This window comes from Schaalia sp. JY-X159, from assembly GCF_014525425.1.
Lineage (GTDB): Bacteria > Actinomycetota > Actinomycetes > Actinomycetales > Actinomycetaceae > Scrofimicrobium.
The window spans coordinates 225,875-240,953 of record NZ_JACEXI010000001.1 but is presented as its reverse complement, the minus strand read 5'-3'; the positions used below and the strand labels follow the sequence as shown (position 1 = coordinate 240,953).

The following is a 15,079-nucleotide window of genomic DNA, read 5'->3' as shown; positions in this document are numbered from 1 at the left end:
CTACGAAGGACATGCGACTGGGATACCACCGGAGTGCTACAGGAGCCCGACAAACCCGAACTTGAATACCATCTCCTCAGCCGGGATCAGGTACTCCTCATGAGGACGCGCCCCCCACGTGTTGTCCCCCGCAACGCCGCGTCGCGCCAAAGCAGGCCGGATGACAGTGTTGATGATGGGTGGCAATTCGTTGTGGTGAGCAGCGTTCTCGATCTCAAACGGACTCCAGTGCAGCGCTGAGAAGTCCATTGGCGCGTCAGTGTCGAACCGAAGGCCCCGCCCTCGTTCGTCCGTCACTTCAGCCCAGCGGACTCCGGTATGGTTGCCGGCTTCCTGAGGACGAAGGTACGGGGTCAGTTGGTCGGCAACTTTCTGTTCGTACACCCCAAGACGTGCGCCGCCGCGCCTATCCGAGTAGCTTTCATCCGGACCCTCGCCATACCACTTCAGTTCGGAAAGATCCGCGTCCGCAGTGAAGAGCATCCCGAACTCGGGTAGGTCACCGAGTCCCTCCCCCGGCTTCAGGGTCATCGTGACATCAATGTGACCGACCCCGTCCACCGCGTACTCCACAACGCACTCGCTGGCTGGGATTGTTGGCAGCGCGTACTTGTATGTCACCACGGCCATATCGTCACGCTCTTCCAGGGTCGGATTATCTTCCGTCCATGTGGACTTCGCGTAACGCGAGGCAAGCAACCACTGTCCATCCTCGGCAGGTGCGCCCCATCCTCTTTCGTTCGAGGTCGGAGCATGCCAGAAGTTCGGCACCGGAACCGTCTTCAACAGGTCACGTCCGCCATCGCCCGTCAGGCCATAACGGTAGGACTGGATTCCGCCGTACAACCTTGAGAACGACACAGAGAAGTTCTCACCGTAAACCCCGTAGTTGTGGATTCCTTCCACAACGGTCGGAGCCGGAGGACAGACGGGCTCAGGTGCGCCCTCGACCTCGACGACACCCTGTTCGGCGGCGACCTCGAAGCCTGCGGGAGCCCACGGCTCATCGCTACGGAGTCGGAAGGACACGTCCACCGTGTACTCACCCGGTTCGTTGGGGATTGTCACGGGGACTTCGTAAACCTTCGTCTCTCCGGGAGCGACACTGGTTTCCAGGCCCGCCTCTTCAACCACTTCACCCTCACGCGACACGGTGACAACACAGCCGAATGCGTCGGTGTTCGTGAAGTTGTAGCGGTTCGTGATGGTGATTTCTGAGGGCGTCACCGTGCCACGGATCCCCTGGTGCAGGTACTTGACCTCCTGCATCCTGGGGGTTGGTGAATGGTCGGCGAAGAAGATGCCGTTACCGCAGAACTCGTTGTCGTACGGAGCCTCATTGCTGTCCCCGCCGTATCCAAAGTACTGCTTACCGTAGCGGTCAGTCATGAGGATCGCCTGATCCGCAAAGTCCCAGATGAACCCGCCCTGGTACAGCGGGTAGCGGTCAGCCAAATCCATGTATCGATCCACTGCACCAAAGGAGTTGCCCATGGCATGCGCGTACTCGCAAAGGATGAATGGCTTGTCGCGGTGCTCCTTCAAGAACTCTTCAACATCTTCGGCGGGCGTGTACATCTGCGAGTACATGTCCGTGGTCTCCGGGTAACGCGGATCCCAGTGGACGCCCTCGTAATGCACCGGACGGCTGTCAACGTCGCGGAAGTAGTTCGACACCGCCAAGATGTCGGTGCCACCAAATGACTCATTGCCGCACGACCAGATCACGATGCTGGGGTGGTTCTTGTCGCGCTCATACATGTTGGCGGCACGGTCAAACAGGGACGGCAGCCAAATCGGGTTATCCCCCGGTGTGGCTGTCTCGACTGGAAGTTCCCCGAACCGAACCTTGTCCCACAGTCCGTGACTCTCGAGGTTCATCTCATCAATAACGTAGAAGCCGTACTGATCAGCCAACTCGTAGAAGAACGAGTTGTTCGGGTAGTGGCTGGTACGAATCGCATTCAAACCGGCCTGCTTGAGGGCGACCATATCGGCCTCAGTTTCCTCACGCGTCATGACGCGGCCCTGCAACCCGAACTCGTGACGGTTAACGCCGAAGAAGACGATGCGTTCGCCGTTTATCTTCATCAGTCCGTCTTCGATTCCAAACCGACGAACACCAATCTTCAGGGGAATGTACTCGAGGACGACCCCCTCGTCGTTGGACACCTCTACCTGAGCTTCGTAGAGGTAGGGGTCTTCGGCGGACCACAGGTGGGGGTCGGTCAGGGTAACGACAAACTTCCCGTCCTCGTCCACATCCAGGGCCTGCCCACCCAACCAGACAACGACGCTTCCTTCGCCCTCGACATCCGCATCAATCTTGATATCTGCGGAAGCGAGGTCGTCAGCAACGTCGACGCCGACGTGAATGTCCCGCACGTGGGTAGCCGGGTAAGTCCGCAAAATAACGTCGCGGAAGATACCGGAGAAGCGGAAGAAATCCTGGTCTTCCAACCACGAGGCCGAACACCACTTGAATACTTCGGCGGCCAATTTGTTCTCGCCCTCGACCAAAAGTTCCGTGATGTCAAACTCCGAGGGCGTGAAGCTGTCCTCTGCGTAGCCAACAAATGTGCCGTTGAGCCACAGGGCAATCGCACTCTCAGCGCCGTTGAAGGTGATGGTGACACGTTCACCGGGCTCAGGGGTGCGATCCAAAGAAAAGTTCTTCACGTAGCACGCCGTGGGGTTGAACCGCATGGGAACTTCAGGGACCTCTAGCTCTTCCTGGCCATCCCACGGGTATTGCGTGTTGACGTACTGATTGCGGTCGTAGCCCTCCATCTGAATGTGAGCAGGAACGCGAATGTCATCCCAGGTTGAGGTGTCGTAATCGAGTTTCTCAAACCCCTGCGGAACGCCGAAGGGGTTGCGAGAGTAGTGGAACTTCCAGGTTCCATCCAAGCTTTGCTCGTAACTGCTTCGCCCCCCACGCTGCTCTTGGAGGGATGCAAACCACCGATGGTCCGAATGAGGATCTAAGCGGTTGATTGCGACTACCTGCGGATCCGAAAGTAGCGTGAGGTCGAAGGTCATTTGACGGCTCCAATAATTCCGTTTGAGAAGCTTTTCTGAAGTACTAGGAAGATAACCATTGTCGGAAGGGATGCAATCAGGACTGAAAGCATCAGAACACCATAGTCGGTTACGTAGCCCGCTGTGAGACCTGAGGTCAACATCGGCAGGGTTTGGAATCTTGCAGGTAGGATCACCTTCGGCCACATAAAGCTATTCCACGCAGCCATGAAGGTAATAACCGTGGCAGCAGAGAAGGTTGGCTTCATCATTGGCATGTAGATGCGCGTGAAAATAGCGATCTCACCCAGACCATCAATGCGCGCTGCCTCCAGGGTTTCATGGGGGAAACTGCGTGAGGCCTGCCTGAACAGCAGAATCAGGAACGGCGTCGCGACCGTCGGCAGAACAACCGCCATCGTCGAACCCCAGAATCCCTTCAGCATCCCAAAGTCGGCAAACAGGGTGAACAGGGGAATCATCGTCGCAGCGAACGGGATCATCATCGCGAGGAGCAGAACCTTCATCAGGTTGTCTTTTCCGCGTGAATGGTAGATCTCAAACCCGTAACCAGCGATAGAACAGATGATGAGGGCGAGGACGGTTGTGATCACCGCGTTAATCGTGGAGTGCATGACCGCTGGCCACAATCCATGATTCGCAGTCAAGTTGGTCCAGTTCTCCATGAACGCTCCGCCTGGCAGCATGCGGGCAGCCAGAACATCCCTTGAGGTGTTCGTTGCGGAAACCAACATGAAATACAGGGGGAACAGAGAGAACAGAGAGAAGATGACCAGGAAAATGTAGCCCGGAGCCTTCCGGAGTGTCTTGTTAGTCACGCTTGTCACCAATCCTCATCTGGATAAACGCAAGAATCGCGACCAAAATCAGAATCGCGTATGAGATCGCTGAGGCATAGCCAAAGTTGTCGTTCAGGTTGAATGCCGTGTTGTACAGGTACTGCGACATCGACATGGTCGTGTTTGCGGGCCCACCCTTTGTCAGGTTGAACGGTTCATCGAACAGCTGCAGTGTTCCGTTCGTAGACATGATTGCCGTAAGAACAATCATGGGTTTGAGCTGCGGCACGGTCACGTACCAGAACGTCTTGATAGGCCCTGCGCCGTCAAGGCGAGCAGCCTCAAGTGTTGCCGGATCCACGTTCTGCAGGGCAGCCAAATAGAAGATCATGTTGTAGCCGGTCCAGCGCCACAGCAGACCAATGATGATGACAGCGCGTGCAGTTCCCGGCTGACCCAACCAGTCAATGTTGGAACTTATCAACCCGATCGACTTCAAAATGTTGTTGATCGTGCCGTCCGTTGCGAACAGGGTTCGGAACACCAGTGAGTATGAAACCAGCGATACGGCAGCCGGTAGGAAGATCGCGGTTCGGAAGAAGCCCTTGAACTTCAGGTTCGGATTGTTGAGCAGGTTCGCCAGCACCATCGCTAGGACCAGCATGATCGGAACCTGAATGATCAGGTAGATGAAGGTGTTGAAAAGCGTCAGTTTGAAGATGGGGTCTTGAAAGAGACGCGCATAGTTTGCCCACAGCGGCTCCCCCCAGGTCATTCGAGAGCCCTTGCCTGTCTGCAACGACAGGATGAAGGCCTGGAACATGGGGTAGAAGCTCATGATTGCTATGAGCGTGGCGGCGGGGATCAAGAAGGCCCAGCCGGTGAGATTTCTACGGGTTGGGGGTGACATCATCCGGCTCTCCCGTTCCAGTTCGGGATTACCTGTCCCCTTCCGAGAAAAGAGGGAGCGTTTCGCTCCGGTTTCAACTGCTTGCACGAGTCCAGCTTTCGTGTCAGGTTGTGGCGGTCTTCTACCGCCAATCTTTTAGATAACACCAGCGAAGCCGGTGAAGTTGATGGGCTGGGGAGGTTCACTCCCCAGCCCATCGAGAGTGCACTACTGCATTGCGAACTCAACCTGCTGCTGCGCGTTTGCAAGCGCGGTGTCGAGGTCTGCTCCGCCTAGGTATTCTGTCGAAGCAACACCGATAGCGTTGCGACCTTCGTAGTAGTAGGCGCCGGTGTTGTTGCTTGGCACCTTCTCACCAAATCCAACAACCATCTCGAAGATGGGCTGGTCGCTGAAGAACGGCTGTGGCTCCTGGTAGACAGGCGATGATCCCGCAGGGATCCAGTTCGTCACTGCGCCCGTCTCGGGGAGGATCGTGTCGAACAACTCTGTTGAGCCAGCAAACGTAGCCGCCAGGAAGTCCATTGCTAGTTCCTGGTTACCCGAGGACGAAATTGCCCATGATGACCCACCGTTGGCGGTGTAGTTAGTCGCACCAGCTACCCCGTCGAGCTTCGGAACGTTGGTGATTGCCCACTTACCGGACTGATCTTCAGCGGTTTGGATCGAGCCAACAATCCAAATGCCATTTACCGTGCCAGCAACCTCATCATTGACGAATGAACCGATGTATTCATCCCACGAGTTCTTTTCAATCATCACGCCGCTCTCGATGAGCTTCGCGTACTGCTCCAGGACGACCTTCACTTCAGGGGAGTTGATGGTCGGGTTTCCCTCAGCATCGAACAGCGAGGCGCCCGAGGACTGCAGCATCATCATGATGGTGTCAGCTTCAGCCCGCACACCGGAAAGGAGAGGCTTGCCCGTAGCTGCCAGAACGGCCTCGCCCTTCTCAATGAACTCATCCCACGTGATGTCAGTGAAGTCATCAATGGTTAGGCCGGCCTCCGCAAGAACATCGGTTCGAAGCGCGGTGATTGCGGTGCCCGAGTCAAATGGGACAGCGTAGTTCTCTCCATCAATCACGGAGTAGTCGACAACGGCCTTGGGGAACTCCGCGAAGTCAACTGGGCCACCAGTCATGGAACCGAAGATTTCCGGATAGTTGATGACGTTCTTCTGTGTGGCATTGTTCTGGATCAGGAAGATGTCAGGCAGCTCTTCAAGAGTGTCTGACATGGCCAAAGTTGTTAGCTTGGTCTGAAGGTCATCCCACGGCGTTTCAACGATGTTGAGCTTGAAATCAGGATGGTCCTGCTGGTAGATCTTCTCAGCTTCCTGCATTGCACGGATGTTGAATGCTGGGTCCCACGCCCAAACGGTGAGTTCGTTGCCGCCGTCACCGGACGCGTCGCCAGACTCGGACCCTCCCCCATCTCCTCCACCGCACGCGGCTAAACCAAGACTGAGCGGAAGGACAGCCGCTGCGGCAAGCAGAGACTTCTTGCGAATCGATTTCATACTCTCGAACTCCTTTGTTGAGTGGCCAGGCGCCTAACGGACGGCCAAGGAAATCCGCACGACAATCTTGCCGCGACCCATATCTTCCTTGAGAACCGTCCGAAATGTTCGGATGGCGTATGCACCATTGGTTGACACCACTGTCATTGGTAACGTTACCAACAACGTGGTAAGAATAACATTAGGTTCAGTTCGAACTGATAACAGTCTGGTAACGTAATCAGCCGCTGGTGAGATTTGGAGGGGTCCGGGTCGTGCGTGCCTCAAGAAAGTCCGGCTCCAAACAGAAGCCTGCCTCCCTGGGTGATGTGGCTCGCCTTGCGGGCGTTTCTCCGCAAACCGCATCCCGTGTCTCCACCGGGTCATCCCAAGTCGCACGCGATACAGAAGCGCGTGTGCGCGAGGCAATGGAGCAGCTCGATTACACCCCAAATCCCGCGGCACGCTCGCTTAGAGGTGGTGAATACAAGGCAATCGGGGTTGTGACGCAACAGGTGGAGCGCACCGGAGAATCTCTCATGACATCCGGGATAGTCAACGAGGCCGAGAAGCGCGGGTACACCGTGACACTGGTTCAAATCAGCCACTCCGACCCCGCCGAACTCCAACGGGCCGCAGACCGCCTTGCTGATCTCCCCATTGACGGTCTCATCATCGTCCGCATCGGTCACGTTTCCACAGGCCCAGTGGCATTGCCGCCACGGCTTCCAGTCACAGCATGTGACACAAAGATGTCGGACCAGTACCCCAGTGTTAATGCCGACGAACGGCAGGGCGTCAAGGATGTCATGGAGCACCTGCTCGAGCTGGGTCACACCACGATCGGCCATCTGGCCGGTCCCGCTGACTCATATCCGTCAGTAATGCGAGAAAAGGCCTTCCAACAAGAACTCAAGGATGCCAACCAACCAGAGGGAGTGGTTTGGCGTGGTGACTGGAGTATCCAGTCGGGATACTCCGCGGGTGCAGAAATCGCCAAGGATCCCGATGTGACCGCTGTCTTCTGCGCGAATGATGAAATGGCCTTCGGCCTGCTGCGCTACTTTGAGGAGCATGGTGTACGCGTTCCCGAGGACATCTCTGTCGCAGGATTCGACGGCACCGCCCTCGCAAAGTTCTCCACCCCACCCTTGACCACCGTTGACCAGAACTTCCACCTCTTCACGAAGCGGGCGGTCGATCAGCTTCTGGCTCAGATACGGGGAACACGTCCCGTCACATTGGAGCCGGAACTGATTCCTGTATCCCTGGTCATTAGAGAGTCAACGGCAGCCAGGCCCGCTGTGATTCGCTGACCGAGCAAAGGAGCCGCGTTCGCTGGCAGAGCGCGGATGGGCCACCAGCGCACGTCCTCGCTCTCATCGCTGACCAGCACGTCCTCGCCCTCGGTCGCCTCGAAAGCGAAACCTACGTCCCAGTGCGCGCGACACTTCCCAAAAGCATCTGATAGTTCGTGCCGGTTAAGTTCCGCCGGGTATGGAAGCAGTGGTCGCAGGTTCGCAAGTCCACTCTCTTCCTTCACCTCACGGGTTGCTGCCTCCAGTAGAGAGTCATCCTCGGGCTCAATATGCCCACCAAACTGCACCCAGAACTGTCCCTTCTTATGGAAACACAACAGGACCTTTTCCCGGGTCAGATTGAAGACGAAGCCGCTGGCCGTGAAGTGTTCGCCGGAGGCTGTGCCGCGGTACGTGTTCGCAGGGTCCCGCGCGAAATCCAGGTACTCCTCGAAAAGAGCACCTGGATCCGCAGCTATTCCATACGCTTCCGTGAGCGTTTCGGCAACAGAAGTCCGCATCAGCTACTCAACTCCTTCGACTGAGCTCCCTCACTGGGCGTTGCAACGATCCTAAGCAGAATCACCTGTTCCGGGTTCAGGTCCGGGAAGCGGATACCACCCAGCCCCAAGGCGCTTCCAGTCAGGTGCAAATCACCTCCCCACCAGGGCACCTGCGCCCCTCCGTAACCAGCAACGGTCGCCTCGGCGCCCTCGGGAAGAAGCTCGGAGACCGTGTAACTGGCGGTTGCGTCAAGGCCAGGCAGGCACAGTGGCGGAGTTGGGCGTTGAGCCGAGGTCGCCACACGGGTGATCGAGTACACCGCTTCACTACGGTCGGGCGCTACGACACCGTGGACCCAGTAGCCGTCGTCCGGGTGGTCGGCGTGAACCACGCGTCCCGTGTGCAGAAGGGGGCGGATCTTCTTGTGAAAGGTCACCCAGGCAGCAAGTTCAGCGCGGTCATCGTCGCTGGCCTGAGTTAGGTCCCATTCAATTCCCATGTGAGAGAACATGGCGGTCGCAGCCCGCAACGTCAGGTTGAGGTTGCGCCCGGTGGTGTGAGAGACCTGGGAGGCAACATGGGAGCCGACCAGCTCCGGGGGAAGTAGCAGGGCCGTACCGGCCTCAATCAGGACGCGCTCTAGGGGGTCGATACAGTCCGAGGCCCAGATCCGCACGGCTCGGTTCATCATCTCGAGGTCGATGCGGCCGCCGCCGCCCGCACATGACTCAATCTCAAGTTCAGGGTGTGCTTCGAGGAGTGCTTCCATCAGTGCATACGTTGCTTTGACCTGGTCGTTGTAGACCGGGCGACCGGAACGCTGGGAAACCGCTTCGTGCATGTCGCGGTTGAAATCCCACTTAATGTAGTCGATCGGCGTCTGGTCCAAGACGGCCAACATCTGGCCACGCACATGCTCAAACGCTTCCGGGTTTGTTAGGTCAATGACCTGTTGTTGGCGTGCCTCTATGGGCATGTGGGTCGCTGGTTTGAGGATCCATTCCGGGTGGGCGCGGGCCGCATCAGAGTCAGGGTTGATCATTTCCGGCTCAAACCACAGGCCAAACTGCATCCCGTTCTTATGGACCGCGTCCGCTAGTGGGGTGAGTCCGTCCGGCCAGACGTCCTCGGAAATCACCCAGTCCCCCAGTCCTGCGGTGTCGTCACGGCGGCTTCCAAACCATCCGTCGTCGAGGACGAAACGCTCAGCACCAATCTGTGCCGCGGCATCCGCCAACTCAAGCAGGCGGGGAAGCGAATGATCGAAGTAGATCGCCTCCCAGGCGTTGAAGGTTACCGGACGTGGGGCGGCGGGATGGTTCGGGCGTGCGCGCAGGTAGTCATGGATGCGCCCAGCGGCCTCGTCCAACCCCTCCCCCCAAGTCGCGTAGATCCACGGTGACGTGTAGGTTTGCCCGGCGTTGAGGCCCACCTCACCTGGGAGCAGGAGTTGGCCTCCCATCAGAGTCTGGAAACCAAGGGTGTCCTTCTCAGCCAGGCTGCGGGTATTCCCCGACCAAGCGACGTGAATGTAGTGGACGGACCCGCTGCGCCAACCCGCGCCGTTCGCGCAGGTTCCATGAATGGAAGAGGCCGCGTGACCGCGGTTCATGTGGAGAGCTTGGGCGTGCGTCCCAATGGTGAAGTCGTGGGTTTGGATGTCTCGCTCCCGCAGGTGGTGGCCCGTCTGGTCGATCACCTGGGTCTCCGCGCTCGGGGTTGGAAGAGCCAGAAGTAGCGAGTCAAGTGCGTAGCCGTCCTCGCCGATGTTGGTGAGCTCTGCGCGGGTGCGAAGAAGCCCGGAAGGGGTGAGTTCCAACATTGTCACCAGTCGGACGTTCGACTCTGCGTCGACGGAATCAAAGGTGATTGCGCGACTTCCGTTGTCGAGGTCGTCTGTCGTGGCGGACAGGGTTTCAAAGAGGGGGAAGAGGGCGATCCCACCGCGGGAGCCCACCAAACCTGGCGTACCAGACCAGCCCTCACTTTGTTGCGGACACAAAGATAGTGCCGGAGCTGTGTCTGCAGTTGAGCCGTAGGTGTAGGGAACCTGCGCCGCGGCAAAACTCTCCAGCTGGACCTCAGAAAGCTCCCCCACGGCCGGACCCCAGTAGAGAACCCGAGGCAACCCGAAGCGAGGAACATGGGCAATCAACGAGGTTCCGCCGCAGATCAAATGGTAGTTCTCTGGTTTGGGAGCCATTTCTGTCCTCGAATCCTCTGAATGTGTGTACGGTCCAATCCCGAACATGCTTACGGGGAGCAATATAGCCGGTTGTGGCAGGTGTCCAACTCCCAGCGGTAGAGTCGGGGTAATTCCCAGCGCTGCAGAATGGAGGGATGATGGACGATGCACTCTCTTTCGCACTAGTTGGGGCGCCTCGCGAACTATTTCTTCCTGCTGGTCAGCGCGCCCATGCCGATGCCGACGTCCCCCTACCCATTGGCTACGGCGTCACCAACTCTCAACCGACCACCGTGCTCAACATGCTTGAACTGCTGGATGTGCCCCGCGGTGCGCGCGTCCTCGATGTCGGTTCCGGATCGGGTTGGACAAGTGCCCTGCTGGCCGAGCTGGTCGGGGAATCGGGAGAGGTTTATGCGGTGGAGAGAATCCCGCAGCTGGTCGAGCGTTCCGGAGAAGCGCTCGCACCGTGGCCTCAGGTTGAAATGCACCAAGCCGTCGAGGGCGTCCTCGGCCTTCCGGATCAGGGCCCGTTTGATCGCATTCTGGTCTCTGCGATGGCGCGGGACCTGCCACGGGAACTGGTCGACCAGTTGGGGCCTGGAGGCGTGTTGGTTGTTCCCGTCGCATCCGTGATGGTGGCCGTCCGCAAGGATCCTGAAGGTCGGATAACCTCCAGTAATCACGGCTTTTACAGTTTTGTTCCGCTGATTCCGTGACTCCCCCACGCCCCCGTTTTTGTGAGGTGAGTCACTGTTTGGTGTGGGGGTGGTGGTTTTGGGGGGTTGATGTCGGAGGTGGCTCGTAGGGTTGGTTTATCGAACAGGTGTTCTACTTGTTCGGTCCTACTTGTGAGGAGGTGATGATCTTGACCAGTCTTATAGAGGGCATTGTTGAGGGTAGGGCGGTCCCGGCGGCCAGCTTCTCGGCCGGACCAGCAGCGGACATTCCCGCGGGCTTGGTTGGGGTCATTACTGATTTGGCCGCGGTGGGAGCCGGTTTACCGGCGATCACTGACATCATGGGGGCACCCAACTCGCAGGTCTTAGAGTTAGCCCAGATTACTGCTGTGTTGGTCAAACGCCTGCAAGCCATTGGTACCGGGTGTGCGGGAGTGCTGGATCAACGTTTGAAGAGTGGGGCCCTCAATGGTGGGGCCATGGCCGGATTCACCGGGGGCGCTGCACTGGTACGCGACCTAACCGGTTGCAGCATTACTGAGGCGCGCGCCCGCCTCCGCCTTGCCGAAGCAACCCTGCCGCAAACCCACCCCTCCACTAACCCTGGTACCAACACCGACAGCTGCGACAACCTCACCGATACCGATACCAACGCTGCTGGCAGTGGCAGTGGCCCTGAGGTTGGCAGTGACCCCGACAGCGGCCGTGTTTTGGGGCGTGGTGCAACATTTGAGTTAGTGGCTTTAGCCCTTGAAAGTGGGGGTCTTAGTGAAGCAGGCGCCCTCCGCATTGTTGACACTCTGACCCAACATGACAAACGCGGTGGCACCCACACCTGTGACATGGAAGGTCAACTAGTTGGAACCGCCCTCGGCCTACCAGGTGACAACCGCAACTACCACGATGTTGCCCAACACCTCCACAACAACAATCTCCCTACCAGAAACACCGCTACAACCACCGGCACTGACACTGACACCGTCACTGGCACTGGCACTGGCACTGGCACCGGCATCGGTTTGGGTCCTGCCAGTGTGGGTTTTAGTGGCGCTCACCTAGATGAAATACGTCGCGCCTGCAGCCAAGCAGCCGACCTCTGGGACCCCCGCCAAATAGTTGAAGCCGACTACCACACCACCAGTAAACGCTTCCTCACCATCGGCCAAGAAGCACACGGACTCATCCCCCTACGCGCCAACCTCACCCCAGAAATCGCCGCCCACCTAGAAACCATGCTCAACACCATCACCTCCCCCAGAACACGCCACCACTGGGACCCCACCAACCAGGCCAACAGCAGCGACAACGCCCATAGCAGTGGCGACCAGGCCCACAACAGCAGCAGCGGCCCGGCCCGCACCCACTCCAACAACAGTGGCGACCCGGCCAGCAACAGTAGTGACAATGCTGGTGGGGTTTGGGACCAGCGCAGCCCCGCACAAAAACGCCACGACGCTTTCGCCTCCATCATCACAGTTGCCTCCAGCGCCGCCACCCACACCACCAACCTCATCAAAACCGGTCAACCCGGCACACCCCTCCTGGGCGGATCAGGCACCGTAGTCATGATGCAAACCAGTCGCCAAGCCCTACAAAACCGGCGCCCCGGCCTCATCCACACCAACCAAGGCCCCCTCACCATCTCCAACCTCGCCATCGAACACGCCGCCTGCACCGGAGCCATCCAGTTCTACGCCACCGACCCCCAAGGCAAAATCACCGAACTAGGCAACACCCAAAGAGTCTTCACCAACCACCAAAAACGCGTCATCCTCGCCCGCGACGGCGGCTGCATCATCCCCGGCTGCGACACCCCCGCCCAATGGTGCGAAGTCCACCACGTCACCCCCCACGCCCAAGGCGGCAAAACCCACACCGACAACGGCGTCCTCCTCTGCCACGGACACCACCGCCACATCGAACACGGCCCCTGGAACATCCAAATGAAAAACGGGACACCCCAAATCAAACCACCCCACTGGAAAGACCCCACACAAAAATGGCAACCAACCACACGCGTCCAAACCCCCGAAAACAAGCCACCAAACCAACACAGTGAGCCGCCACGCCAAACCGGAGAACCGGCTCAAGAGCCCAACCCTCCACCGAGCAAGACCGACCCGCCACGCAACCAAACCAGCCCGCCACCAGACCAACACGGTAGGGAGCCAGGTCAACAAGGCGCGCCACTAGGCCAACCTGGAGAGCCGCCCAATAAACACGACGCGCCACCAACACTGTGGAACCACGCCGCCTAACCACGCCCGCCAAACCACGCCCGCCAAACCAGCGGGGCGTGCACTGCTGATTCATCCGAACGGGAGGCTGGAGGACTCGCAGACTTCAGCGCAGCGTCCTAATCCTCCAGCCGCACCGCCTCGTCGTCCACCAGTGACGCCGCCTCGTCGTCCACCAGCGGCGCCGGCTCGTCAGGCCGCGAGCTGTCCTATCCCCGAGCCCAGGACCGTGAACCCGCCGAGCGTCGCGAGCGCCAAGATAGCCAGGCGCGCGTACTCTGCCGGAACCCGCTTCGCTGATAGCATTCCCGCCACCGTGCCCATCAGCGCCGCTCCAGCCGCCGCAATCACCACTTCCGGCTCCCAGTGCGAGACACCCAGCGACGCGACCGTGCCGACACCCACCATGAAGAAGACAACCTGCAGTGTCCCCCGCGTCGTCGTCGCATCCCACCCCGAATTAACCGCATAGATCGCCGCCGGAGGCCCGCCGGTGCCAGAAAGCATGTTCAACAGAGAAGTCAGTGAGCCCGCAAGCACAGCTCCCCTCTTCCCGACCAGCTTCGTCGATGAGAAGCCGAAGTAGAGCAATGCAACGGACACCAAAATGAGAACCCCACACACAATCATTAGCACCGACTGATTCAAAGCACGCAGCCCTATCGCCAGCGGAGGAGACAACACCAGTGCCGTTCCACCCATGATCAACGCCTTCGACCAGTGGATACCCGCGCGGTTCTGCCACCCTACCGCCAACATCATGGGTACAGAGATCAACGTCAGCAGCATGATTGATGGCTCCCGGCCAAGCACAGAAACCAAGGTGCCGCCAGCAATGAGTCCCAGGCCCGTACCAGCGGCAGCCTGAGCAAAACAACCCACTAGAACAGCTACGGCAATAACAATGATCGACAACATTCCTCCCGAACCAGCCTATCGCGAGGAGACCGAACGACTAATCCGCGACCAAGTCACCGCCCGAGAAGCTCATTGATGTCAATCTTCTTCATCTCCAAGAGACGCTGGTACGCGCCAGCGGCAGCCATCATGTCATCAATCCGCTCGGGCACGATCTGCCAACTCAACCCGAACTGATCTACACACCACCCGCAAGCCTCGGCTTCGGGGACCTTGCTCAAGCCTTCCCAGTAGTAGTCAATCTCTGCCTGATCCGTGCACTCCACCATAAGTGAGACCCCTGGTGAAAACGACCATTGCGGGTCGTCTCCATCCATGGCAATGAACCACTGATACAACAAGACGAACTCCGCATACATGAGCTGACCCGCTAGGCTGCCGGCGTCATCCGGGTAGGGCTCAGTCAGTGCCCTCTTGCCGCGGAACAGTGAGGTATAGAAGTTGACCGCTTCGTCAGCACGCCCCTGCTGGGGTCCGCAGAAGAGTATGTTGGGCATGATCCGAGGACGTTCCTGGTCCGACGTGATCAACTGCCACGACACCCCAAACTTATCCTCAACCCACGCATACTGTGGACTGAATCGGTAACTGTCGAGTGGCATAAGTTCCCTCCCGCCCTCGACCAAGCTGGCGTGCAAGTTGCGCAACTGGTGTGCCTCGCCGGGTTCAAAGCGCACGAAAAATGACACTGTTGGGTTAGGGCGGAACTCCTCGCCGGCGTTGATAGCGATGAAACGAAAACCGGCAATCTCAAACTCAATCGTTAGAATCTGGCCTGCGAAAGGAACCTGGAAGTCTAGGAGCCCCTCGGTTGGATAGTATTCGGTCGCAAGGACCTTGAAGTCAGGGAAAGTCCGCCTGTAGAAGCCAACCGCTTCTTCAGCATTTGCCGTGAACCACAGGTTGGGAACGATCCGCTGCATGGCTTCCTCCGGTCTATCGCGCGGGCACAGTACACACAGTCAATTGTCCACTAGCCCATGCGGTCCGTGAAGGATGACCACCCGGTGTCCAACCCGGGGAAAG

General features: G+C 58.6%; 11 protein-coding genes. 3 read left to right on the top strand and 8 right to left on the bottom strand.

Annotation, left to right across the window (positions count from 1 at the left end):
* Positions 1-36: 36 nt before the first annotated feature.
* The 4 genes from IDL90_RS01000 to IDL90_RS00985 form a co-directional block, all read right to left on the bottom strand.
* Entirely contained in the window at positions 37-3,042 is a 3,006-nt protein-coding gene (locus IDL90_RS01000) for a glycoside hydrolase family 2 TIM barrel-domain containing protein (protein ID WP_187994030.1), read from the bottom strand.
* Entirely contained in the window at positions 3,039-3,860 is an 822-nt protein-coding gene (locus tag IDL90_RS00995) for a carbohydrate ABC transporter permease (RefSeq protein WP_259349468.1), read from the bottom strand. The genes IDL90_RS01000 and IDL90_RS00995 overlap by 4 nt, the downstream gene beginning before the upstream one ends.
* The gene (locus IDL90_RS00990; protein ID WP_259349469.1) at positions 3,853-4,818 is read right to left on the bottom strand and encodes a carbohydrate ABC transporter permease; all 966 of its coding nucleotides are present in this window, start codon (positions 4,816-4,818) and stop codon (positions 3,853-3,855) included. Before IDL90_RS00990 ends, IDL90_RS00995 begins: the two co-directional genes overlap by 8 nt.
* A gap of 120 nt (positions 4,819-4,938) precedes the next feature.
* On the bottom strand, positions 4,939-6,252 hold the full coding sequence (locus tag IDL90_RS00985; protein ID WP_182140930.1) for an ABC transporter substrate-binding protein: 1,314 nt from the start codon (positions 6,250-6,252) through the stop codon (positions 4,939-4,941).
* A gap of 254 nt (positions 6,253-6,506) precedes the next feature.
* Here IDL90_RS00985 and IDL90_RS00980 point away from each other — a divergent pair, with 254 nt between their 5' ends.
* Positions 6,507-7,547, top strand: a complete 1,041-nt coding sequence (locus tag IDL90_RS00980; RefSeq protein ID WP_187994029.1) for a LacI family DNA-binding transcriptional regulator — start codon at positions 6,507-6,509, stop codon at positions 7,545-7,547.
* Here IDL90_RS00980 and IDL90_RS00975 read toward each other — a convergent pair.
* Together IDL90_RS00975 and IDL90_RS00970 are read right to left on the bottom strand one after the other, a co-directional pair.
* Positions 7,445-8,050 (bottom strand): NUDIX hydrolase, encoded by a 606-nt coding sequence (locus tag IDL90_RS00975; RefSeq protein ID WP_182140932.1) that lies wholly within the window; start codon positions 8,048-8,050, stop codon positions 7,445-7,447. The genes IDL90_RS00980 and IDL90_RS00975 overlap by 103 nt on opposite strands.
* On the bottom strand, positions 8,050-10,236 hold the full coding sequence (locus IDL90_RS00970) for an alpha-galactosidase (RefSeq protein ID WP_182140933.1): 2,187 nt from the start codon (positions 10,234-10,236) through the stop codon (positions 8,050-8,052). Before IDL90_RS00970 ends, IDL90_RS00975 begins: the two co-directional genes overlap by 1 nt.
* A gap of 137 nt (positions 10,237-10,373) precedes the next feature.
* Between IDL90_RS00970 and IDL90_RS00965 the strand changes: the two genes are divergently transcribed.
* Both IDL90_RS00965 and IDL90_RS00960 read left to right on the top strand, forming a co-directional pair.
* Positions 10,374-10,937 carry a protein-L-isoaspartate O-methyltransferase gene (locus IDL90_RS00965; RefSeq protein ID WP_223175095.1) on the top strand — a complete coding sequence of 188 codons (564 nt, stop codon included), beginning with the start codon at positions 10,374-10,376 and terminating at the stop codon, positions 10,935-10,937.
* A 149-nt stretch (positions 10,938-11,086) separates the two neighbouring features.
* Entirely contained in the window at positions 11,087-13,156 is a 2,070-nt protein-coding gene (locus IDL90_RS00960; RefSeq protein WP_187994028.1) for a DUF222 domain-containing protein, read from the top strand.
* 171 nt (positions 13,157-13,327) lie between these two features.
* Here IDL90_RS00960 and IDL90_RS00955 read toward each other — a convergent pair whose 3' ends face one another.
* Together IDL90_RS00955 and IDL90_RS00950 are read right to left on the bottom strand one after the other, a co-directional pair.
* On the bottom strand, positions 13,328-14,053 hold the full coding sequence (locus IDL90_RS00955) for a sulfite exporter TauE/SafE family protein (RefSeq protein WP_187994027.1): 726 nt from the start codon (positions 14,051-14,053) through the stop codon (positions 13,328-13,330).
* 53 nt (positions 14,054-14,106) lie between these two features.
* Entirely contained in the window at positions 14,107-14,976 is an 870-nt protein-coding gene (locus tag IDL90_RS00950; RefSeq protein WP_187994026.1) for a VOC family protein, read from the bottom strand.
* Positions 14,977-15,079: the final 103 nt, after the last annotated feature.

Bases quoted from the DNA above. Each gene is read 5' to 3' on its own strand.
- IDL90_RS00955 (WP_187994027.1), bottom strand. From the start codon at position 14,053: ATGTTGTCGATCATTGTTATTGCCGTAGCTGTTCTAGTGGGTTGTTTT.
- IDL90_RS01000 (WP_187994030.1), bottom strand. From the start codon at position 3,042: ATGACCTTCGACCTCACGCTACTTTCGGATCCGCAGGTAGTCGCAATC.
- IDL90_RS00965 (WP_223175095.1), top strand. From the start codon at position 10,374: ATGATGGACGATGCACTCTCTTTCGCACTAGTTGGGGCGCCTCGCGAA.
- IDL90_RS00950 (WP_187994026.1), bottom strand. From the start codon at position 14,976: ATGCAGCGGATCGTTCCCAACCTGTGGTTCACGGCAAATGCTGAAGAA.
- IDL90_RS00975 (WP_182140932.1), bottom strand. From the start codon at position 8,050: ATGCGGACTTCTGTTGCCGAAACGCTCACGGAAGCGTATGGAATAGCT.
- IDL90_RS00970 (WP_182140933.1), bottom strand. From the start codon at position 10,236: ATGGCTCCCAAACCAGAGAACTACCATTTGATCTGCGGCGGAACCTCG.
- IDL90_RS00985 (WP_182140930.1), bottom strand. From the start codon at position 6,252: ATGAAATCGATTCGCAAGAAGTCTCTGCTTGCCGCAGCGGCTGTCCTT.